The sequence below is a fragment of the Jiangella mangrovi genome (genome assembly GCF_014204975.1).
In the GTDB taxonomy this organism is placed as follows: domain Bacteria; phylum Actinomycetota; class Actinomycetes; order Jiangellales; family Jiangellaceae; genus Jiangella; species Jiangella mangrovi.
This window is the reverse complement of the sequence record NZ_JACHMM010000001.1, coordinates 6280705-6302063: the sequence shown is the minus strand read 5'-3', so window position 1 is coordinate 6302063 and position 21359 is coordinate 6280705. Positions and strand designations below refer to the sequence as shown.

Here is a 21359-nt window from a genome sequence, read left to right as displayed (position 1 = left end):
TCACGTCAGTGCCTCGCCTCGATCGGCCACTGGTCGACGACGGCGCCGTCGTCGACCACGTGCACGGCGCTGAACATGTTCGTCGTGCCGCAGGCGTGGTTGGGCACGATCCGCAGCAGGTCGCCGACGGCGAGCCCCGCCGTCCCGGGCCCGGTGAGGAACCCGTGCTCCTCGTGTGCGTAGGCGAACACGACACCTGGCAGGGGAGCGAGAACGGCGTTGCAGACCGTCCCCAGCCCGCCGCCGGCCGCGGCCGGGTCGTTGCTCATCGCCTTCAACCCGGCGTCGACGATCACGCGGTCGCCGCGCTGGGTGCTGACGACGCGCGTGAGCACCGTCAGCGCGCAGTCGGCGAGGGCCGCGGCGCCGACGGCGACCTGGTTGCTGTCGTAGTAGACGTACGTACCGGGCCGGGCCTCGGTGACGCCGGGGACGCACGGCGTGCTGGCCGCGCCCGGGGTCGACCCGACCGACACGACCGGGCAGTCGTGCCCGGCCGCCCGCAGCGCCTCGGCCGCCTCGACCATCGCCGTGCCGGCAGCTCGTCCGGCCTCGGCCTGCGCCTCGCGGTCGCCCAGCGCGGCGCCGACGTGCCCTTCCTGCGTCATCACGCCGCGCAGGACCAGCGAGCGGTACGGCGCCAGCTTCTCGACCGCGGCGACGGCGTCCTCCGGGGCGACGCCCATGCGGCCCAGCCCGGTGTCGACCTCGAGCAGGTACGGCACGGTGACCCCGGCGGCCGACGCCGCCGCAGCGAGCGGCTCGGCCACCTCGGCGGAGTCGAGCGCGACGGTCAGCCGGCCGTCCGCGGCGGCCGCCACGGCGAACGCGACCTTGGTCGGGCCGACCGGCGCGTGCGCCCACAGGACGTCCTCGACGCCGGCGTCCAGCAGCAGTCGGACCTCGGCCGGGGTCGCGCACGTGAACCCAACGGCACCGTGCGCGAGCTGCCGCCGGGCCACCTCCAGGCACTTCGAGGTCTTGAAGTGCGGCCGGTGCGCCACGCCCGCCGACGCCAGCAGCGCCGCCATGCCGGCCAGGTTGGCGTCCAGCCGCTGCTGGTCGACCAGCAGCGCCGGGGTGGCGACGTCGTCGAGACCGCTCGTCACGCGAGCCCCAGCGCCGGCCGCGGGTCGCCGTCGATCAGCCACTCGAGGGTCGACGCCTCGATCCGCGGCAACCCGTCCGGGCGCATGCCGGCCAGCATCCGCAGCCCGTCGGCGGCCTGCGCCGGCGTCCACAGCGGGTAGTCCGAGCCGAACAGCAGCTTCGGCACCACGTTCCACTCCTGGGCGCGCACGAGCGCGTGGTAGCCGTCGAACGGCAGCGCCCAGGCGGCGGACACATCGGCGAAGACGCGGCGGTTCTTGCGCAGCACGACGATCGTCTCGCGCTGCCACGGGTGACCCAGGTGCGCGATGATCTGCACGAGGTCGGGGTGCCGCCGCGCGACGTCGTCGACCAGCAGCGGCTCGCTCAGCGACAGGTCGCCGGCCGGGCTCGGCGTGGCGCCCATGTGCCACAGGACGACCAGCCCGTGCTCCGTCGCCGCGCGGTAGAACGGGTCGTACGCGGTGTCGCGCGGGTCGAACCGGGCGAGCACCGGGTACAGCTTGATGCCGCGCAGCCCCTTCGCGACGCCGTCGGCCAGCTGGTCCAGCGCGTCCGGGTCCGACGGGTCCAGCGCCATGAAGCCGACGGTGTCGGTGGCGGTGTTCGCGCAGAACCAGGCCACGAAGTCGTTCGGCGTCGCCACCCCCACGGCCGTGGCGCGCAGGCCGAACACGAACGCCGTCGTGACCCCCTGCATCGCCTCGTCGAAGTGCTCGGTGCTGACGTCGGTCCACTCGCGGCCGTACACCGGCTGCCAGTGCCGCTCCCACTCGTGGCCCCAGTGCTCACGCAGCAGGCAGTGGGTGTGTACGTCGATCACAGGGCTTCTCCTCGGGTTCGAAGGACGCTCCCGGGCCGCGTGCCGGTGTGGCCGCGGCCGTCCACCACGATCATCCCGTTGACCATGACCAGCGCGATGCCGCCGGGGAAGCGCTGCGGGTCGGCGTACGTGGCGTGGTCGGTGACGGTGTCCGGGTCGAGGACGACGATGTCGGCGGGGCGGCCTGCCGTCAACACGCCCCGGTCGCGCAGCCCGGCCCGCGCCGCCGGCGCGGACGTGCACTTGGCGACGGCCTCGGGCAGGCTCAGGCGGCCCGGCCCGGTGTAGTCGCTGAGCAGCCGGGCGTAGGTGCCGTAGGAGCGCGGGTGCGGCAGGCCGGCGCCGGTGGGGCCGTCGGGGTCCGTGGCCAAGCCGTCGGAGCCGATGACCGACACCGGGTGGCGCAGCGCCGCGAGCAGGTCGTCCTCGCTGCGGCCGGTCCCGACGGCGAGGACGGCGTTGCCGTGGCGCTGGATGAGGTCCATCGCGGCCTCCGCCGGGTCCGCGTGCTCGGCCAGCGTACGGCCGGTGGTGGCGTCGTCGGGGGACCCGGGGGAGCCGGGCGGCACCCGGCTGACGGTGATCTCGTCCCAGGTCCACGGCAGGTCCCGCCAGGCGACGGCGACCCGCTCGCGCACGTCCGGGTCGGCCAGCCGCGCGCGCATCGCGTCGGCGCCGCCGTTCTGCGCCCACGCCGGCAGCAGCTGCGAGAGCGGGGCGTTGCCGGCGAGGTACGGGTAGACGTCGACGGCGACGTCCACGCCGCGCTCGCGGGCGGCGTCGATGCGCTCGAGGGCGGCCGCGACCCCGCCCCAGTTCTTCCTGCCGACGGAGACGAGGTGCGAGAGCTGCGTCCGGCAGCCGGTGCGCTCGGCCACCCGCAGCGCCTCGTCGACGGCGTCCATCAGGCCGGCGCCGTAGTCGCGCAGGTGCCATGCGAACAGCCGGCCGTGGCGCGCGGCGACCTCGCCGATCGCCGTCAGCTCCGCCTCGTCCGCGTGCGCCAGCGGGCCGTAGCAGAGCCCCGTCGAGACCCCCGCCGCGCCCGCCTCGAACGACTCTGTGAGCAGGCCGCGCAGCCGGTCGAGGTCGGCCTGGCCATCGTCCCAGCCGGCGGCGGCGACGTGCAGCGGCAGGTGCGGGACGAGCGCGGCGACGTTGACGCTGGTCCGGGCCGCCGTCAGCGCGTCGAGGTACTCGCCGAAGCCGCGCCAGCCGAACGCCACGTCCGGGTCGAGGTCGAGGTATCCGGCGGCGGCGCGAAGCTCAGGTACGTCGGCCTCGTCCGCGATGGGTGCGACACCCAGGCCGCAGTTGCCGACGACCTCGGTGGTGACACCCTGGCGGACCTTGCTCGGCGCCTCCGGCGCGGACAGCAGCGTGAGGTCGGAGTGCGAGTGCAGGTCGACGAAGCCGGGGCAGACGGTGAGGCCGGTGACATCGACGGCGGTGTCGGGGCGCCCGTCCGCGACTACCCTCCCGTCGCGGACCAGCACGTCGGCGCGGACCGCCGGCCCGCCGAGCCCGTCGAGGACGTCGCCGCCGCTCAGGAGGATGGTCAGGCCCCCGGTCACTTCACCATCCGGTTGGTCAGCTCGCCGAGCGCCCCGATGCTCACGGTGACCTCGTCGCCGTCGGCCAGGAACTCGCCGCTGGCCATGCCGACGCCGGCGGGGGTGCCGGTCAGCAGCACGTCGCCGGGCTCGAGGGTCATCAGCCGCGAGGCGAAGGCGAGCAGCTCGGCCACGGTGAAGATCATGTCCTTGGTCGAGCCCGCCTGCTTGAGGTTCCCGTTGACCGTCAGCGTGATCGGCAGGTCTTGCGGGTCGGGCACCTCGTCGGCCGTCATCAGGTACGGGCCGAAGGGGCAGAAGCCGTCGGGCCACTTGCCCGCCAGCCAGTCGAAGAACCCGACGGCGGCGTCGGTGTCACGCGGGTAGCCGTAGTCCATCGAGCGGGCCGAGACGTCGTTGCCGGTGGCGTACCCGGCGACGACGCCGAGCGCCTCGTCCGGCGTGAGGTCGCGGGCCCGGGCGCCGACGACGACCACCAGCTCGGCCTCCCAGTCGATCTGGCTGCTGACCGAGGGGAGCGTGATCGGGTCGCCGGGGCCGGCGACGGCGGTCGGCGGCATGAGGAACAGCCGCGGCGCCAGGGCCGACTTGTCCAGCGGCGCCGCGCCGCCCTCGACGACGTGCGCCTGGTAGTTCGCGGCGGTGGCGAGCAGCTTGCCGGGCCGGGTGAGCGGCGCCCGGAGCCGGACGCCGTCGAGCCGGTGCCGCGGCCCGCCGGGCGGGGTCCAGTCGCGCAGCGTGCCATGCGCCTCGAGCAGGACAGCGAGGTCGCCGTCGCCGAGCTCGACCACGTGCTCGGCGTCCGCGACCACGCCGTGGCGCAGTGCGCCGTCGCGCAGGTAGCTGACCAGCCTCATGCCGTGCTCCCCTCGGTGATGACCCGCTGCGCCTCGACCGCGTCGTCGAGGCTCAGCTCAGCCGGCCGTCCGGTGACGACGGCGGTGTGCAGTTCGGTGAGCAGCCCGGCCATCGACGCGCCGCCGGCCCAGGCGGGCTTGCTCGCGTCGACGTCGAGCATGCCGTGCGAGCCGCTGATCCGGTAGCGGTGAGTATCCGCGCCGGGTGCGTGCCCGACGGCGAGCGTGCTGGTGACGCCGTGGTCGTGGGTCAGCAGGAGCAGCAGCACGCTGCCGGCGTCGTGCGTGCGCACCGCGCGGACCGGCAGCCCGACGAGCGCCCGCGCGGTGTCGACGGCGTGGACGGCCAGCGACTGCGGGCGGGCGTCGGTGTCGGCGCTGACGAGGTCGCCCTGCAGGTTCCACGGCAGCCCGATGCGGCCGGCCGCCACCGCGGCCCGGGCCGCGCGCACGGCCGGCTGGAACCGTACGTGGTAGTCCGGCAGGCAGACGGTGCCCTGGTCGCGTGCGAGCGCGGCGATGGCCGCGGCGTCGTCCGGGTCCTCGGCCAGCACGCCGTGCACGACGACGTGCTTGCCGGCCTTGATCGCGGCCTCGACGGTGCGCGGCCGGTCGGCGAGCGGCGCGGCGACGAAGACGACCTCGGCCTCGTCGTCGCCGGTGACGACCCGGAAGCCGGGGTGCGACCGGAACGCCGTCACGTACGGGTGCTGCTCGGTCAGCCCGAGGAGCCGGGCGCGGAGCGTGGGGCCGGTCATGCCGCAACCTCCACCGGGACGCCGTCGGCGATGGACCGCCGCGCGGCGACCGCGAGCGTGACGGCCAGCGCGGCCTCGGCGGCGGGCATCGGGTCGGGGCCGCCGCGCACCGCCGTCAGCCAGGCGTCCAACTGGGTGGCGAAGCCGTCGGACTCGGCGACCGGGAGCAGCGCCGTGCCGGACTCGCCGAACAGCACCGACGCGGCCGCGTCCCACGGGACCGCCAGGCTGCCGCCGTCGCCGACCGCTAGCACGTCGCGGTAGCCGAGCGTCGCCGGGCGGTGGCCGCGGCTCATCTCGCAGACGGCGACGCCGCCGCCCTCGAACTCGACGACGAGCTCGAGGTAGTCGTGGATCTCGAGCTCGGCCGCGGTCTGCTTGCGGCCGCGCGCGAAGACCCGCGTGGGCCGGTCGCCCATCCACCAGGTCACGAGGTCGAGCAGGTGCACGCCGTTGTGCAGCTCGTGGCCGCCGGACTTCGCCGGGTCGAGCACCCAGGCGCGCCAGTCCGGCCAGATCCAGCCGCCGAGGACGCTGAGGCGGATCAGCCGCGGCAGCCCGACCGCGCCGGCCGCGATGGCGGCGTGCACGGAGCGCGCGTACTCGTAGTGCCGGTGCGTGTGCGCGGCGGTGAGGATCAGGCCGCGCTCGGCGAACGCCGCGACCAGCCGGTGCGCGTCGTCGACGGTCGTGGCCAGCGGCTTCTCGATGAGCAGGTGCTTGCCCGCGGCCGCGACCGCGACGCCGATCTCGGCGTGGGCGTCGTTGGGCGCGCAGGCGATGACGGCGTCGACGCCGGGCCAGGCCAGTGCCTCGGCGAGGTCCGCGCTCCACGGGGCGCCGCCGTTGGCGCGGGCGGCCGCGGCGGCGCGCGCGGGGACGAGGTCGACGACGCCGGCCAGTTCGGCATCGGGGTGACGGTGGACGGCGGCGAGGTGCAGCTCGGCGATGGCGCCGGTGCCGACGACGAGGACGCCCACCCGCGGGTTATATCCGGAACTCGATTCCACAACTCAAGACTAGGTCTCGGTAGTCCACTGTCAAGTGCCTGGTGGTTGACATGGAACTGTGGCGGTCCTTAGCCTCCAAATACAAAACACAATTCCAGATCAAGGTTCAGATCAAGGGGACGACATGGCCATCCCAGACCTGCAGCCGCGCACGGTGGGCACCCTGTCCGTGGGCTCCGTCGCGTCTCCTCGCGGCGCGGCGCTCGACGAGGCGGCCCGCCGGGTCATCCCGGGCGGCGCGAACACCGTGACGCGGTGGATCGGCTCGCCGTACGCGTTCACCGGGGCCGACGGCGCCTACGTCACCGACGCGGACGGGCGGCGCTACCTCGACTACCACGCGGCGTTCGGCGCGGTGCTGCTCGGGCACAACCACCCGGTGGTCAACCAGGCCGTGATCAGCGCGATCACGGACCGGCCCGACCTCATCGGCCTGGGCATCACCGAGCTCGAGATCGAGATGGCCGAGCTGCTGACCAGCGTGATCCCGTCGGCGGAGCAGGCTGTGACGGTCATGAGCGGCAGCGAGGCGGTGGCGCACTCGATCCGCATGGCCCGCGCCGTCACCGGGCGGCCGCTGCTGGTGAAGTTCCAGGGCACCTACCACGGGTGGTCGGACTCCGTCGCCCGCAACATGATCTCGCCGCCGGAGCGTGCGTACGGCCGCGACCCGTTGTCGGCCGGCATCCTCGACGCCGTCCTCGACGCCACGGTGATCGCGGAGTTCAACGACCTCGACTCCGTCCGCGCCCTCTACGAGGCGCACCCGGAGCAGATCGCGGCCGTGATCCTCGAGCCGATCCCGCACAACGTCGGCGCGCTGCTGCCCACCCAGGAGTTCGTCGAGGGTCTGCGCACGCTGACGCGCGAGCAGGGCTCGCTGCTGATCTTCGACGAGGTCATCACCGGCTTCCGGCACAGCCTGGGCGGCTACCAGCAGGTCTGCGGCGTGCTGCCGGACCTCACGACGTACGGCAAGGCGATGGGCAACGGCTTCCCGGTGTCGGGGCTGGCCGGGCGGCGCGAGCTCATGGAGCGCTTCGACACCGCCGGCGGCGACGTCCTGATGGCCGGCACCTTCAACGGCAACCGCGTCTCGGCCGCTGCGACGATCGCGACGGTGAGCTACCTGCGCGACCACCCCGACTTCTACGAGCGGACGCACCGGCTGGGCCAGCGGATGCGCGACGGGCTGGCGGCGCTGCTCGCGGAGAACGGCATCTCGGCCTCGGTCAGCGGTTTCGGCGGCACGTTCAACGTCTACTTCGTCGCGCCGCCGGTCCGCGGCTACCGCGACCTGCTGCGCAACGACGCCCGCGCCTACGTCACCTTCCACCGGCGGATGACCGACAAGGGCTTCCTCATGCTGCCGATCGCCCTCAAGCGCAACCACGTGTCCGGCTCGCACACCGACGAGGACATCGAGCGCACGCTCGACGCCGCCGGCGCCGTGCTGAAGGAGATGGCCGCCGAGGGCCTCGCCCCCCGGGTCTGACCGGCCACTGGTGGTCATGGCGGGTCGGCTCCGCTGACGGGGCCGATCCGCTCGAGTGGTCGGGTGAAGGTGTGGCCGGTGGGGCTGATCCATCGGGTGGTTCCGTCGGGTAGCCGGGTCACTCGCCAGCGTCCGTGGTGTTTGAGCAGGTGGTGGGTCTCGCAGAGGGTGTGGCAGTTCGCCGCGCAGGTGGTCCCGCCCTGGTGGAAGGGCTTGACGTGGTCGATGTGACCACCGCGGGCGGCCCGGTGGCAGCCGGGCATCCGGCAGGTCCGGTCCCGGGCGGTGATGAAGTCGGCCAGCGCCTTGGACGGCCGGTACCGGGTGCGGCCCATGTCGAGCAGGTGCCCGGTCCCGGGATCGGTCTTCAACCAGGTCCAGACACCTTCTTCGGCCAGGGTGCGGGCGACCTGGGCGGTGATGGGCCCGTAGCCGTCGAGCTCACCCGGCTCATCGGTCAGCCCGACCAGCGACCCGAACGGGATGGTGACGTGCACGCTCACCGGCCGCGCCCGCCGCTTCGACGCCCTGGTTCCGGGAGCGGCCGAGCCGGTGGTCGAGTCGGCAGCCGCGGCATGACCGGTCGGGTCGGCGAGGCCGGTGTGGTCGGGCGTGGTCGCGGCGGGATGGCCGAACGCCGTGGTGCCGGTGGCGCCGTCGGCGCACGCCGTCAGGGCGGCCCAGCCGAGCTCGGCGAGCGCGTCGGCGCGGCGCTGGTCCTTCGACCTGACCGGCCCACCCGCGGCCGCGTCGGCGCGCTTCAAGTCCGCGGCGGCGGCGTTCAGCGCGGTGTTCAGGGCGGCGGCGTCCTCGGCTGGCAACCGCGCCTCCAGGTGAGCCATCCCATCCGACGCCGGGGTCACCATGACATAGCGGGAGTCGCGGGCGACCTGATGGCGCTGCGCCGCCGACACCGGCGCGAGCTCGTGCAGCAACTGCCGGATCAGCTTCCGCAGCGCGACGGAGTCCAGCTGCGGCGCCCGCGGCAGTACGGCCGCCTCGACCCGCCGCCGCACGTCCGGGTCCTGCCCGCCGAGCTCGTCGAGGATGGCGCGGACTCGCCGCCAGTCGATCAACCCGGCCCACCACGCCGCCCACGTGTCGGGGAAGTCACGCAGGAGTTGGACCGCGGGTCCGACCAGGCCCTCGGCCTGCTTGGCCGTCAGCTGACACCGCCCCGCCACCACCACCGCCGCGTTCGTCACCGGGTTCACCGAGCGATAGCCCGTCTCGGCCGGCCGCAGCTCCGCCCGCGCCGCCAACGCCGCGAGCGCCCGAGCCCGCCCGGCCTCGGCCCAGGCGACCTGCCGCACCCACCCGGCGACCTGTTCGACCACGTCGAACACATCACCCGCCGCAGCAGGATCGCGCCGCGCCAGCAACGCCGCCAACTCCGGCCCCACCGCCACCGCATCAATGTCCAGCACCGCCGCCGAACCATCCGCATACGACGCCGCCACCCCATTCAACAAGGCACGCAGCTCGGCATCCATCGCCGGGGCATCACCCGGCGACGGAGCAGACAGCTCGGCTTCTTCGAACATGCAAATGATCTTACCCGGACCCACCGACAAGGTCGCTCAGCCTGAGTAACCGGGCGACCGGCGCGGCCGGCAGCGTCACCGTCAGCACGCCGCCGTCGCCGTCCCACCGCAGACCGACGTCGGCGCCGGCGGGGTACGCACACTCCACGGTGACCGGGCGGCCGCGCAGGTGCGGGAGCGGCAGCTCCACGGACGCAGGCCCCACGGCGCCCCGCCGCCACACGGCGAGCAGCGTCTCGGCGCCGGCCACCAGGCCGTAACTCACCAGGTCGTCGGTCCAGCCGGGCAGCCCGAGCGGCCACAGCGGCCGCCCCGAGCGGATCAGCCCGCGCAGCGACCTGTAGACGGCGATCCCGGCCGCGACCGCCTCGAACTGCTCGTCGGACAGCAGGTCCGGCCGGCCGCTGACGTGCATGCGCCCGAGCAGGCCGTTGACCACGCAGAGGTGTGTCTCGTCGAGCGTCAGCTCGGGCCGCGGGCTGACCCACACGCCCGCTTGCTCGGGCGCGACGGCGCTGGCGGCGGCCGCGGCGATGGGCACGGTCCTCAGGTGGTCGGCCTGGTCGCTGGTGGACTGGAGGGTGTGCACGGCCAGCGTCGCGTAGTCGAGGCGGGCGCCGCCGCCGGCGCAGGACTCGATGACCAGCCCGGGGTGGCGGTCCAGCAGGTCCTCGACCCAGCGCAGCCAGGCCCGGTTGTGGCCGAGCAGCCCCGCTCCGGGTCCGTCGGCGTCGACGTCGGTGCCGGTCCCGATGTTGATGTTGTAGTCGAACTTCAGGAAGCCGACTCCGTACTCCGACACCAGGCGGTCGACGACGGCGTCGAGGTGCGCGCGGGCGGCGGGGTGGCGCAGGTCGAGCTGGTACCGACCGCGCTCGTCGACGCGGTGGCCGTCGCGCTGGAAGAACGCCTCGTGCGGCAGCGACGCGGCGACCGGGCTGTCGACGCCGACGACCTCGGGCTCGAGCCAGAGCCCGGGCGTCATTCCCAGCGCGGCGATCCGGCCCAGGACGGACGACAGCCCGTTCGGGAACCGGCGGGCCGACGGCTCCCACTCGCCGACGCTGGACCACCACGACGGCTCGTCGCTGTACCAGCCGGCGTCGACGCAGAACACCTCGCAGCCGGCCTTGGCGGCGGCATCGACGATCGGCAGCAGCTTCTCCTCGGTGGGGTCGGCCCACAGGCAGTTGAGGTAGTCGTTGAAGACCACGGGCAGCTCGACGGTGTCCGGGTGCGGCCGGCGGATCGCCCGGCGGTGCTCCGTGAGCGAAGAAATCGCTCCAGTCAGGTCATCCCCGACGGCGACCGCGACCGGCACCGTCCGGAACACCTCGCCGGGCCGCAGCACCTGCCGCCACTGGTGCTCCTGGTCGGCTGGGCCGCTCACCGCGAGGTACCCGTGGTCGCGGTGGTCGCCGACCTCCCAGTGCCAGGCGCCGTTGTGCTCGATCTGCCACGCCCACGTGGTCCCGCCGACGGTGTCGGTGACGGCGCCGGCCGGCAGGTACTCGCCCGACGGCGTCGAGCCCAGGCTGGTCAGCGCGATGCGCCGGCGGGTCGACCCGGCGATGCCGACGTCGACGATGCCCAGCTCGGCCGGCGTCTGCGTGCGCCACTGGAACTCCGCGCACGTGTCCATCGACGCGTACGAGAGCCGCAGCCGCTCCGTCCAGTGCGGCCCCGGCGCAGAACCGCCGAGCCCGGCCACGACCAGCGACGACACATACCGGAGCGTCACGGGCGCCGTGCCATGGTTGCGCACCTCGGCGTGACACTGCAGGACGGGGACCGCTGCCCGTCGGCGCCAGGTCTGCACGACCAGCAGGCCGGTCTCGGGGTCGGTCAGCCGCAGTTCCAGCCGCTCCTCGGACGCGTCGTGGCCGGCGTAGCGCAGCCGGGCCGACGCAGCCTGCTCGACGTGGCGCGACCCGCGGCCCTTCGCGGCGCCGTGGAACTCCAGCTCGACCGGTGGCAGCGCGACCTCGAGCGGCACCGCCGAACCGGGCGGGCCGAACCGGACCAGCCGCGGCCGGTCGTCGTCGAGCGCGATCGCCACGGTCAGCGGCGCCTCGCCCCATTCGACGACGGTGTCGGTCACCGCTTCGCCCACGGCTGCGGCTCGGCCCGGACCGCTTCGCCCGACGCCGCCGCCTCGTCGATCAGCGCGGCCAGGTACTGGTCCTGGGCGGCCTCGGCCAGGCCGTAGCCGCAGCCACCCCCGTCGCCGCCCGTGCGCACGAACTCCGCCAGCTCGGCCAGCACGCCGGCCCCGGCGAGCTCGTCGTCGGACAGCCGGGCCGTGCCGAACGGGTTGGTCCACGCCCGCCGCCCGTCGCAGTCCAGCCCGCGCAGGTGGTGGCCGGCGAGGTCGCCGTCGAGCCCGGTGTCGTCGCGCACGATGCGGGTGCGGACGACGTCGCGGGGGCCGCGCACGTACGCGACGGCGTCGTCGGCGATCTCGCCGCGTTCGCCGCGGATCGTGAGGTGCCGGCCGCGGATGGGGGAGAGGTACTGCTCGCCGGTGAACTCGTAGACGCCCATGCGGTCGCCGAAGTCCAGCGTCGCGATCGTGTTCACCCCCGGCCGCACGACCACCTCGGCATGCCAGTCGTCGCGGCCATGCACGCGTGCCGCCGGGTCCAGGTGGGTGACCGCGCGGACCAGCGGCGACTCCATGCCGGCGTCGAGCGCCAGCCGCAGCAGGCTGGTCGCGTGGTAGCCGTGCGCGACGGAGACCCGGGCGTAGCCGACCGGGCCGATGACGCCGGAACCGGCGAGCGCGAGCCGCGCTGCGTGGTGCGGCTGCAGCCGGTACTGCTCGGCCACGCGCACCGGGGCGTCGCCGCCGAGGACCGCCCACAGCTCGTGCATGGCCGCGACGTCCGGCGCCGGCGGCGTCTCCGTCAGCACCGGCGTCCCGGCCTTCACCAGCGCCGTCGTGACCTCGGGGGCCGCGGCGGCGGGCAGCACGACGACGGCGGCGTCGCCGGCCCCGTCGCGGAACAGGGCGTCGACGCCGTCGACGACCCGCACGCCGTAGACCGCACGCAATCGCTCCGCACGCGCCTCCGAACGGGCGACCACGGAACGCACGGCGAACAGCGAGGGCAGCGCCTGGGCGATGCGCAGGAAGAACTCGGCGCGCCAGCCCGCGCCGACCACGGACAGCTCGATCATCTACAGCTCCCGCCCGTTGCGACCGCCGCCGGTCCCGGAGTACGGCATGCCCGGGTCCCACGGCGCGGGGTCCGGCGGGGTGTACGACGACAGCGGCAGCGTCACCGCCGCGCGCACCCGGTGCGACAGGTAGGCGGCCTCGACCAGCTCCAGCGCGGCCAGCGACGTCTCGGGCACGTAGTCGTCGGTGGTACCCGCGACGACGAGGTCGGCCAAGTGCTCCAGGTGCCGGCGGTGCAGCGCGACCTCGTACTGCTCGACCTGCACGTCGAGCCGGGGCTGCCCGTCGGCGACGATCGTGTAGCCGTTCTCCCACGGGGCGTACTCGATGAAGCCCGTGGTCCCGACGATCCGGAACAGCGCGCCGGTGCGCTCGCGGGCGATCGGCAGGTAGTCGCCGGTGTTGAGCACCACACGCACGCCGCCGCGGGTGCGGGCGAGCACGACCGCCTCGGTCTCGACCTGCATCCCGTCGCGGTAGGTGCGGCTGGACGTGTCGGCGGCGGTGAGGACGGTCTCGACCGGGTCGGGGTGGACCAGGGCGAGGAAGAACTGCAGCCAGTGGATCCCGGCGTTGATGACATCCCACTGGGCGCACTCGATCTCGACCAGCCGCAGCTCGCCGACGGCGCCGTCGCGCACCCGCGACAGCACCTCCGCCGGCCCGCTCATGGTCATGAGCCCGTGCGGGACGACGACCGGCACGCCGCGCTCGAGGGCGAGGTCGAGCACGGCCCGGCCGTCGGCCGTCGTGTCCGACAAGGGCTTCTCGACCAGCAGCCCGCGCGCCCCGGCGTCCAGGGCGGCGCGGGTCAGCTCGAGGTGGCTGGGGGCGTAGGTGGAGACGCACACGACGTCGGGCGTGCACGTCTTCAGCATCTCCTCGTGGCCGGTGAAGGTGGCGACGTCGGCGGCGTACTGCTCGAGCGCTTCCGCCCGGACGTCGGCCACCCCCACCAGCCGGAACCGCGGCGACTCGCGCAGCGCGCGGATCGACAAGGACCCGCCCAGGCCGGCACCGACCACGGCCGCGGTCAGTGGGGAACTCTCCTGCATGGACGGGTCCTCTCGGTTCATCGGTTCGTCAGTGGATCTGGTTGAAGCACACGGTATTGCGGCCGGACAGGTGGGTGAGCTTGCGAGCCGACGTGAAGCTGCGCACCCGCACCGACAGGGTCACCGTCGGGTTGTAGGCGGTGGTCCAGCCCGGCATGACCGCCCACGCCGTGCCGCTCCATCGCTTCAGCACCTTCGTCTGCTGGTTGAACCAGAGCAGTCCGGCGTCGCCGCTGTTGACGCCAGGCGGGGGTGTGGCCCCCAGATAGGTGTCACGCTGGATGGCCGCCACACTGGCCTCGAAGGTGAACGACTCGGGGTAGTTGGTGCTGAGCGCGCCGGTGCAGACCCGGCGGAAGTCCGACAGAACCACGTCGGTCGGATTGGGGACGGCGGCCGGGTCCAGCGGGACGCCGTTCTCGTCGAGCGTGATGGTGCGCTGGATGACCGAGACCTGGATGACGTCCCCGGCGATGGAGTCGGACAAGGCCAGCGTGCCGTTGACCTGGTAGACGCCGGAGCCCTTGACGAAGTACCGCCCGGTCGGCGCGTCGCTGACGACCTGCATCCGCTTGTACGGGTCGAAGATGACCTGGGTGAACGGTACGTCGACCGCCGTCGTCGGCACGACGAACCCCAATGCTGGCTCGGCGGCGCCGGGGACGCGCGCGAGCGTCGTGTTGTTGCCGCCGACCATGTGCGGGCGGTCCAGTGTCCAGTCCTGCACGTCGATCAGCGCGAAGGGCTGGGTGTCGTCGAGGTTGGCGAACTTGGTGTAGGTGGCCGGCAGCTGGCTGGGCACCGGCATCTCGACCTTGATGGCGGCGTTGGCGATGGTGCGGCCGAAGTCGTACCAGTTCACGTTGTTGTCGCCGATCGCCTCCTTGATGACCGCGCCGGCCCCGATGGCGAGGGTCTCGGTGGGCGCGTTCTCCAGCACCATCTCGTCGTTGTCGTAGTCGACCGACTCGACCGTGGTGGTGGTGCCGCCGCCGGCGAACGTGACCAGGGTGCCGCCGGACTTGACGATCTTGACGGTGACGCCGGGGTAGAAGTCCAGGATCGGGTTCGCCGCGTGGTCCTCGGTGAACGTGACCGTGTCGTTCCCGCTGCTGGTGGCGACGGGGCTGGTGGCGACGAAGCCGTCGTTCGGCTGCGCCCGGTGGATGCACCGGCTCAGCTTGATGCCGTTGTTCGCGACCCGGTAGTTGCCGATGTCGAACTTCACCTGCGACGGCGGCAGCTGGCCGATCCGGGGCACGATGTCCGGCCTGATCGTCACCCAGGAGTTCATCCGGGTGTCCTCGACCAGGGCGCCGGACGCGCCGTCGAAGCAGATGTGCGCGTAGCCGTTGCCGTCCAGCTCGCAGCCCTGGGTCCGGAACCCGTTGACGCTGGAGTAGCCGCGGCGCACCCAGATACCGGGGAAGAAGCCGGCCGTGGGGTGCACGCCGTTGGACGCGACCGCGCCACCGATGATGTGGGTGGAGTTGCCGCCCACGATGACGCCGTGCATCTTGTTGTCGACGATGTAGCAGCTGTAGAGGTGCCCGCCCGAGGCGAAGTGTGGCATCGAGACGCCCCACCCGTCGTTGCCGACGATGATGACCTCACGGAACGTGAAGCCGGCGACGTTGAAGGCGTCCTCGTTGTTGTAGAGCGTGTCGGTGTCGTAGCCGCTGCCGTTCTCGTCGACGACGATCGCGGTGATGCCGCCGTTCGCGTCGACCGCCGAGACGTGCCCCTCGAAGCCCGACCCCGTACCGGTGACACGGACCGGGTCGTTCACCTGGTAGCCGAAGCCGGCCCGGCGGATGAGGAAGCCCTGGATCGCGCCGCCGTCGATGTCGACGTGCGCCAGGATCTCGGCCATGCTGCCGTGCCGGTTGCCGGTGTTGTCGACCCACGCGTACGGCTTGTCGTTGGGCCGGCGCTGGTCCGCGCCGGACAGCGGGTTGCCCCCGTCGCTCACGCTGATGTCGATCGCGGTGAACCGGGTGGGCGCCCAGATGCCGTGCCCGTGGGTCTTGATGATCGAGACGCTCTCGATGCTGAACAGCCACCAGTTCGACAGCTCGATGCCGGCCGCCTGCGAGTTCGGCGGTAGGTCCGGATCACCGGGCCGGGGCTCGGCGTCGATGCCGAAGTCGCGCAGATAGCCGCCCTCGTTGAAGCGCTGCGGCTCGTCGTTGCTGATCCGCAGCAGTGAGTGGCCGGTGAACCGCCAGTGCAGCGCGGTGCCGACCGGGCCCATGACCTCCGCGTCCTGACGGTGCCCGGCGCCGCGGATCTGCGGCCCGACGGAGTGGCCGGACGTGACGTAGCTCAGCGGCGAGCGGATGTCGTAGTCGCCGGCCGGCAGGTACAGCTCGTACGGCGTGTCGTGCGCCATGAAGTCCAGCGCGTTCTGCAGCGCCGGTGCGTCGTCGGTGAGGTTGTCGATGTGCGCGCCCCACGCCTTGGCCGACATGGTGCCGTTCTCGATGATGCGGTGCCAGCGGCCGCTGCCGCTGGTGGGCGCGATGTAGGTGCCGGCGTTGTCGTCCTTGGTGGAGCCCGAGTCGAAGACGAACCGGCCGTCGCCGCCGTCGCCGGCCTCCCAGTAGCCCAGGACGTCGGCGAGGGTGCCGTCGGCGGGGACGGACGCGGCCTTGAGGTCGGCGATCGTGTCGTAAGTCGCCATGACGTCAGCCCAGCGCCGGGACGTGGAGGTGGTCGAGCAGCCGCGCCTCGTGGGCGCGGGTGGCCTCGTCGGGTCCTTCGTCGGCGGGCGGGAGAACGTCCAGGCGGGTGACGGCGGCAGCCACGGCCGCCGCGCCTCCCGCGGTCGCGAGCACGCCCACCAGGGCGGATCGTCGGCTGAGATTGACCATGCTGACCTCCAGGGGAGAGGGAGAGGGAATGGCCGAATTCATGCAGTCGATCGTGGAATGACCTGTCAGAAACGCGCTCATGAGCCGACGTCAGCAGGGAAGATGGCGTAATCCTGATCCAAAAGAGAGTTTCATGTCAAGAGTCCGCAAGCTCCAGATCGTCCCGCGCGATCACGTTCAGCATGCGGTCGCCGCCGAGGTGCCGCTCGAGGTTGCGGGCGAACAGGTCCCAGATCCGCTCGACGAACCAGGTGCTCGAGTTGGACCCGGAGACGTGCGCGGTGACGATCACGTTCGGCAGGTCGAAGAACGGGTCGTCCGGCGGCATCGGCTGCCGGTAGTGGTCGTCCAGGGCAGCCCCGGCGATGGTCCCCTCGCGCAGCGCCGCCAGCAGTGCCGCCTCGTCGACCACGCCCGCCCGCGCGGGGTTGAGCAGCACCGCGTGCGACGGCAGCAGCTTCAGTGCCGCCTCGTCGACCAGGCCGCGCGTCGTGCTGGTCACCGGCGTGGTGACGACGAGGACGTCCAGTCCGGCGAAGAACTCGTCGCGCTGGTCCCGGGTGAACGAGCGGTCGGGGACGGGGACACTGCCGGCGGGCCGGTCCAGCGGGTCGTAGCGCAGCTCGCGCCCGCCGGGGCGGAACCGCGACAGCGCCCACACCTCCAGGCCGTGGGCGCGGCAGAGCCGGGCCAGCTCCTGGCCGATGTTGCCGTAGCCGAGGATGCCCACCCGCCGCCCCCGCAGCTCCGCCTGGAACCGCGCGTCGCGGTCCCACCGGTGCTCGCGCTGCGCCTCGAGCATGCCGGGGACGTCGCGGGCCAGCGCGAGCATCATCAGCACGCACCACTCCGCGATGGGGATGTCGTTGACGCCGCTGGCGTTCGCCACCACCGCGTCCCGGGGCAGCGGCACGCCGTTGAGGTGCGAGTAGCCGTGCGAGCCGAGCTGCATCCAGCGCAGCCGGGTCATCGCGGTCACGTTGGCCGGGCACCAGTCGGAGAACAGCACGGTCGTGTCGCGGACCAGCTCGTCCGGCAGGACGGCATCGGGGCCGAACGGCTCGACGACGTCGACGACGGCGTCCGGCGCGAGTCGCCGGACCCGCTCCAGGCCGGCCTCGAGCACGGGTTGGGCGACGAGAATGCGCTCGGTAGGGGTCACTTGGGTCATCGTCAGCTCCGCAGGGTCTTGCCGGGCACACTGGAGAACTCCTCCATGCCGGGCTGGAAGGGGAACCGCCGCTTGACCTCGTCGGTCAGCTCGACGCCGAGGCCCGGCGCGGTCGGCGGAAGGACGTGGCCGTCCTCGATGACGAGGTTGTCGCCCCACAGGGCGGTGTGCAGCTCGCCCGGGTCCGGGGCCATCTCGACCATCAGCGTCGACGGCGACGCGAACGCGGCGTGGACGTTCTGCATGAACCCGCCGCCGGCGCTCCACGCGTGCGAGACGACGTGCCGGCCCTGCGTTGCGGCCAGCTCGCCGACCCGCACGAACTCGGGCATGCTCAGCAGCGCGGCGTCGGGCTGGGCGATCGCGAACGCGCCGCGGCTCATCCAGAGCCGGAACTCCTCGTAGGAGAACAGCTGCTCGCCGCCGGCGATGGGGACCGGGGACGTGCTGGTCAGGGCCGCGTACTCGTCAGGGTCCTCGTAGGCCAGCGGCTCCTCGAAGAACGCCGGCCGGTACGGCGCCGCGGCCTCCATGACGGCCTGGGCGGTGGCGAGGTCCCAGCGGTGCACGCCGTTGCGGTGGCCCATGTGGCCGTCGAGCATGATCTCGGCGTCCGGGCCCAGGTGCCCGCGCATGAGCGCCAGCTTCTCGGCCTCGAACTCGGCCGCGGCCTGCGGGCCGGGGGCGGGCAGGATCTCCTCGCGCCCGGACATCTCGAGGTAGCCGGTGGCGACCTTGAGCGCGGTGAAGCCGAGCTCGGTGTACCGGTCCAGCTTGCGCTTCAGCTCGTCCGGCGGCCACGGCGACGGCCCGCCGGTGGCGTACGCCCGCAGCCGGTCGTGCTTGCGGCCGCCGAGCAGCTCGTGCACGGGGACGCCGGCCGCCTTGCCGGCGAGGTCCCAGAGGGCGGCCTCGACCCCGGACAGCACGCCCGCGCCGGCGCCGACCCGGGCCCAGAACCCCAGGCAGCGGCGCATCCGGGTGCTGAGCACGGCGGGGTCGGTGGTGTCGCCGTCGACGAGGATGGGCCGGACGTAGTCGACGACGTGCGGCACCACCTCGGGGAAGAAGTAGCCGATGTAGGTCTCGCCGATCCCGACGAGGCCGGCGTCGGTGCGGACCTCGATGAACGCGGCCGTCCGCAGCTTCTTCGCGAACGTGATGTAGGGGTCGTTGCTGGACGGGCCGGTGAGCAGCACGGCCGTGACGTCGGTGATACGCATGTGAGCCATCGTTTTTGACACGATGTTCCAAGTCAAGCCCTTCGCCTTCAGATCCTGCCTGATCAGCGATGGTCTTGACAGTGAGAGCCTGTCGCCAGGACACTCCCCAATGTGAAAGACCGTTTTGAATCCGGCGATTGTTCACCACACTGAGAGGTCCTCATGGCCACACACATCTCGCGTCGGGAGCTGCTGGGCGCCGCGGCACTACTGTCGGCGGCGAGTCTGGTCGGCTGCTCCGACCCCACGAACAACACGCCGGCCCGGGCGGCCGAGCGCGTCGTCAACGTCTACCTGGGTGGCAAGCCGAAGATCTGGAGCCCGCTGGCACCGGGTTCGGCGCCGGACCAGCAGGTGATGTCGTTCATCTGGCACGCACTGGTCCAGGCGGACGACAAGGAGGTCCTGCAGCCGATGCTCTGCGAGAGCTTCGACGTGTCCGAGGACGCCCGGACGTTCACCTTCCACCTGCGCCAGGGGCTCGAGTGGAGCGACGGCACCCCGTTCACCTCCAAGGACGTCCTGTTCACGTTCAACACCTACGCGGACCCGAAGAGCACCAACGCCGCCGCCGGCGTCTACAAGGTGGTGCAGGGTGTCGCGGAGTTCACCGCCGGCACGGCCACGAGCATCTCCGGCTTCGAGGCGCCCGACGAGCACACCTTCGTCGTCACGACGGTCGACCCGAACTACGGCTTCCTCATGCAGATCAGCTCGCACTGGATCCTGCCCGAGCACATCCTCGGCGCGGACCCGATCGAGTCGGTGGCGCAGAACCCGTTCTTCATGAACCCGAACGTCAGCCTCGGCCCGTACGTCTTCGTGCAGTACAAGACCGACCAGTACGTCGAGCTGAAGAAGAACCCGTCGTACTTCAAGAACGAGGTCCAGATCGACAAGGTCTTCCTCAAGCCGCTCACGTCCGACGTCGCCGTCGCGCAGCTCGGCACCGGCGAGGTCGACATCGCCTCGATCTCGGCCACGGACCTCCCGACGGTCGAGGGCCAGGACGGCGTCGAGGTCACCACCATCGAGGGCATCGTCCTGCAGCGCCTGGTGGTCAACCAGGCCAAGCCCTACTTCGCCGACGTGCGGGTGCGGCAGGCGATCCTGTGCGGCATCGACCGGCAGGGCATCGTCGACACCGTCCTGGGCGGGCAGGGCAAGGTCCCGAACTCGATCCTGGGCCCGGCCTGGACGCCCGACGACGTCGACCCGTACGCGTACGACCCCGACCGCGCCACCCAGCTGCTCACCGAGGCCGGCTGGGACTTCGACCGGACCATCGACCTCATGATGATCCCGGGCGCGCGCGACAAGGACCAGGCGGCCACCATCCTGCAGGACCAGCTGGGCCAGATCGGCGTCAAGGTCACCATCAGCAACGTCCAGGGTGCTGAGATGGCCGACGGGTACACGAACAAGACCTACGACATGCTCATCGGCGGCGCGGGCGCGGCCGACCCGTGGCTCAACTACGGCATCACGGGCTGCGACCAGCAGTTCCCGGCCGGCGGCAACATCGGCTACGGCTGCGACCCGGAGTTCGACGCGCTCATGAAGGAGGCCAACGCCACCGCCGACGAGGCGCAGCGCCGCGAGCTGTACGAGCAGGCCGCGCGGCAGGACAACCAGACCATCTCCTACCCGCTGCTCTACAACGCGTACTCGCTCTGGGCGCACAACACCCGGGTCGAGGACTTCAAGGCCAAGGACGGCGCCTTCTGGGGGCAGGGCGACTGGAAGATCAAGGCCTAGGACGGCGCCGGTGTCGCGGGGGGCGGTGGCCGCCCGCGACGCCTGGGTCCGCCGGGGTGCTGGGTCCGGGCGCCTGGGCCCAGAGTTCTAGCCCCAGTCCTCGCAGCCGCGGAAGGCCAGATGCGTGCCCTCGACGTAGCGCGGCCGCGGCTGGTAGACGTTCACGCCCGGTTCGCCGCGCAGCAGGAACGCGCTCGGGAACGGCTGCTCCGGGTGGGTGATCCGGGTCGACGTCGGGATGTAGCGGATGGTCAGCCCGCACCGTCGTCGCGGCGAGGTGTTGGCGTTGCTGCCGTGCACGATGTTCGGGTGGTGCACCTCGACGTCGCCGGGGGCCAGTACGACGTCCAGGACCTCGGACTCGTCGACGTCGACCTCGATGTCCACGCCGAGGACGTTCTCGACCTCGTCGCTGACCCGCACCGGCTCGAAGCTGCGCAGGTGGCTGCCCGGAACCACACGCAGGCACCCGTTCTCCGTCGTCGAGTGGTCCACCGAGAGCCAGAGCGTCGTCACCTCCACCGGGTCCAGCGGCCACAGCGAGCCGTCCTGGTGCCAGAGCACCGGCTGGCCGGAATACGGCGGCTTGCTGATGTAGTGCGACGCGAACAGCGCGATGTCCGGGCCGACGAACTGCTCGGCGATGTCGAGCAGGCGGTCGTCGCTCACGAGCCGGATCCAGAACGGGTCGTCCTTGACGTACTTGTGCCCGAGCTGCTCGGGCCGGACGTCGGGATGGCGGCGCTGCAGCCATGCGACGTGCTCGTCGACCTCGGCCATCAGGTCCGGGTCGAGGACGTCGCGGAAGATCGCGTAGCCGTTGCGGTCGTAGTGCTCACGCGGGGTGAGCCGTTCCTGGGTGTGGGTCATGCACCTCACTGTGGGCGCGCATCCCGGCCGGCGGATACCACGCTGATCGCAGGCGAT

At 72.4% G+C, this 21359-nt stretch carries 17 protein-coding genes; 2 read left to right on the top strand and 15 right to left on the bottom strand.

The genetic code is table 11. From position 1 onward, the window contains the following. Positions 1-5: 5 nt before the first annotated feature. The 6 genes from HD601_RS29080 to HD601_RS36115 are packed head-to-tail and all read right to left on the bottom strand — an operon-like array spanning position 6 to position 6132. Positions 6-1109 (bottom strand): alanine racemase, encoded by a 1104-nt coding sequence (locus HD601_RS29080; RefSeq protein ID WP_184827908.1) that lies wholly within the window; start codon positions 1107-1109, stop codon positions 6-8. Then, the gene (locus HD601_RS29075) at positions 1106-1933 is read right to left on the bottom strand and encodes an amidohydrolase family protein (RefSeq protein ID WP_184827906.1); all 828 of its coding nucleotides are present in this window, start codon (positions 1931-1933) and stop codon (positions 1106-1108) included. Before HD601_RS29075 ends, HD601_RS29080 begins: the two co-directional genes overlap by 4 nt. After that, positions 1930-3507, bottom strand: a complete 1578-nt coding sequence (locus HD601_RS29070) for an amidohydrolase family protein (protein WP_184827904.1) — start codon at positions 3505-3507, stop codon at positions 1930-1932. The genes HD601_RS29075 and HD601_RS29070 overlap by 4 nt, the downstream gene beginning before the upstream one ends. Beyond that, a complete protein-coding gene (locus HD601_RS29065) occupies positions 3504-4364 on the bottom strand; it encodes a fumarylacetoacetate hydrolase family protein (protein WP_184827902.1) in 861 nt (286 codons plus the stop codon). The genes HD601_RS29070 and HD601_RS29065 overlap by 4 nt, the downstream gene beginning before the upstream one ends. Then, positions 4361-5122, bottom strand: coding sequence for a Gfo/Idh/MocA family oxidoreductase (locus tag HD601_RS29060; protein ID WP_184827900.1), 762 nt, complete (start codon positions 5120-5122; stop codon positions 4361-4363). Before HD601_RS29060 ends, HD601_RS29065 begins: the two co-directional genes overlap by 4 nt. Then, entirely contained in the window at positions 5119-6132 is a 1014-nt protein-coding gene (locus HD601_RS36115) for a Gfo/Idh/MocA family oxidoreductase (RefSeq protein ID WP_184827898.1), read from the bottom strand. Before HD601_RS36115 ends, HD601_RS29060 begins: the two co-directional genes overlap by 4 nt. Before the next feature lie 124 nt (positions 6133-6256). Between HD601_RS36115 and HD601_RS29050 the strand changes: the two genes are divergently transcribed. Next, positions 6257-7627, top strand: a complete 1371-nt coding sequence (locus tag HD601_RS29050; RefSeq protein ID WP_184827896.1) for an aspartate aminotransferase family protein — start codon at positions 6257-6259, stop codon at positions 7625-7627. Positions 7628-7641: 14 nt separating this feature from the next. Here HD601_RS29050 and HD601_RS29045 read toward each other — a convergent pair whose 3' ends face one another. The 8 genes from HD601_RS29045 to HD601_RS29010 form a co-directional block, all read right to left on the bottom strand. Continuing rightward, the gene (locus HD601_RS29045; RefSeq protein WP_343076526.1) at positions 7642-9195 is read right to left on the bottom strand and encodes an HNH endonuclease signature motif containing protein; all 1554 of its coding nucleotides are present in this window, start codon (positions 9193-9195) and stop codon (positions 7642-7644) included. Continuing rightward, complete coding sequence (locus tag HD601_RS29040) at positions 9182-11284, bottom strand: glycoside hydrolase family 36 protein (protein ID WP_221441408.1); 2103 nt, start codon at positions 11282-11284, stop codon at positions 9182-9184. Before HD601_RS29040 ends, HD601_RS29045 begins: the two co-directional genes overlap by 14 nt. Beyond that, on the bottom strand, positions 11269-12351 hold the full coding sequence (locus HD601_RS29035; protein WP_184827892.1) for a Gfo/Idh/MocA family oxidoreductase: 1083 nt from the start codon (positions 12349-12351) through the stop codon (positions 11269-11271). Before HD601_RS29035 ends, HD601_RS29040 begins: the two co-directional genes overlap by 16 nt. Continuing rightward, positions 12352-13407, bottom strand: a complete 1056-nt coding sequence (locus HD601_RS29030) for a Gfo/Idh/MocA family protein (protein WP_184827890.1) — start codon at positions 13405-13407, stop codon at positions 12352-12354. Between the two features lie 28 nt (positions 13408-13435). Further along, positions 13436-16090: a glycosyl hydrolase family 28-related protein gene (locus HD601_RS29025; protein ID WP_184827888.1), complete on the bottom strand. Its 2655-nt coding sequence runs from the start codon at positions 16088-16090 to the stop codon at positions 13436-13438. A 4-nt stretch (positions 16091-16094) separates the two neighbouring features. Beyond that, positions 16095-16280, bottom strand: coding sequence for a twin-arginine translocation signal domain-containing protein (locus tag HD601_RS29020; RefSeq protein ID WP_184827886.1), 186 nt, complete (start codon positions 16278-16280; stop codon positions 16095-16097). Between the two features lie 136 nt (positions 16281-16416). Next, the gene (locus HD601_RS29015) at positions 16417-17451 is read right to left on the bottom strand and encodes an NAD(P)-dependent oxidoreductase (protein ID WP_184827884.1); all 1035 of its coding nucleotides are present in this window, start codon (positions 17449-17451) and stop codon (positions 16417-16419) included. Between the two features lie 2 nt (positions 17452-17453). Beyond that, positions 17454-18674: a mandelate racemase/muconate lactonizing enzyme family protein gene (locus HD601_RS29010; RefSeq protein ID WP_184827882.1), complete on the bottom strand. Its 1221-nt coding sequence runs from the start codon at positions 18672-18674 to the stop codon at positions 17454-17456. Positions 18675-18836: 162 nt separating this feature from the next. Between HD601_RS29010 and HD601_RS29005 the strand changes: the two genes are divergently transcribed. Continuing rightward, positions 18837-20432 (top strand): ABC transporter substrate-binding protein, encoded by a 1596-nt coding sequence (locus HD601_RS29005; RefSeq protein ID WP_184827880.1) that lies wholly within the window; start codon positions 18837-18839, stop codon positions 20430-20432. An 87-nt stretch (positions 20433-20519) separates the two neighbouring features. Here the strand turns inward: HD601_RS29005 and HD601_RS29000 are convergent, their stop codons facing one another. Beyond that, on the bottom strand, positions 20520-21302 hold the full coding sequence (locus tag HD601_RS29000) for a phytanoyl-CoA dioxygenase family protein (RefSeq protein WP_184827878.1): 783 nt from the start codon (positions 21300-21302) through the stop codon (positions 20520-20522). Positions 21303-21359: the final 57 nt, after the last annotated feature.

Excerpts from the sequence above, each read along its gene's own strand:
- HD601_RS29060 (WP_184827900.1), bottom strand. The coding sequence starts at position 5,122 with ATGACCGGCCCCACGCTCCGCGCCCGGCTCCTCGGGCTGACCGAGCAG.
- HD601_RS29025 (WP_184827888.1), bottom strand. The coding sequence starts at position 16,090 with ATGGCGACTTACGACACGATCGCCGACCTCAAGGCCGCGTCCGTCCCC.
- HD601_RS29050 (WP_184827896.1), top strand. The coding sequence starts at position 6,257 with ATGGCCATCCCAGACCTGCAGCCGCGCACGGTGGGCACCCTGTCCGTG.
- HD601_RS29030 (WP_184827890.1), bottom strand. The coding sequence starts at position 13,407 with ATGCAGGAGAGTTCCCCACTGACCGCGGCCGTGGTCGGTGCCGGCCTG.
- HD601_RS29015 (WP_184827884.1), bottom strand. The coding sequence starts at position 17,451 with ATGACCCAAGTGACCCCTACCGAGCGCATTCTCGTCGCCCAACCCGTG.
- HD601_RS29065 (WP_184827902.1), bottom strand. The coding sequence starts at position 4,364 with ATGAGGCTGGTCAGCTACCTGCGCGACGGCGCACTGCGCCACGGCGTG.
- HD601_RS29010 (WP_184827882.1), bottom strand. The coding sequence starts at position 18,674 with ATGCGTATCACCGACGTCACGGCCGTGCTGCTCACCGGCCCGTCCAGC.
- HD601_RS29035 (WP_184827892.1), bottom strand. The coding sequence starts at position 12,351 with ATGATCGAGCTGTCCGTGGTCGGCGCGGGCTGGCGCGCCGAGTTCTTC.
- HD601_RS29020 (WP_184827886.1), bottom strand. The coding sequence starts at position 16,280 with ATGGTCAATCTCAGCCGACGATCCGCCCTGGTGGGCGTGCTCGCGACC.
- HD601_RS29005 (WP_184827880.1), top strand. The coding sequence starts at position 18,837 with ATGGCCACACACATCTCGCGTCGGGAGCTGCTGGGCGCCGCGGCACTA.
- HD601_RS29000 (WP_184827878.1), bottom strand. The coding sequence starts at position 21,302 with ATGACCCACACCCAGGAACGGCTCACCCCGCGTGAGCACTACGACCGC.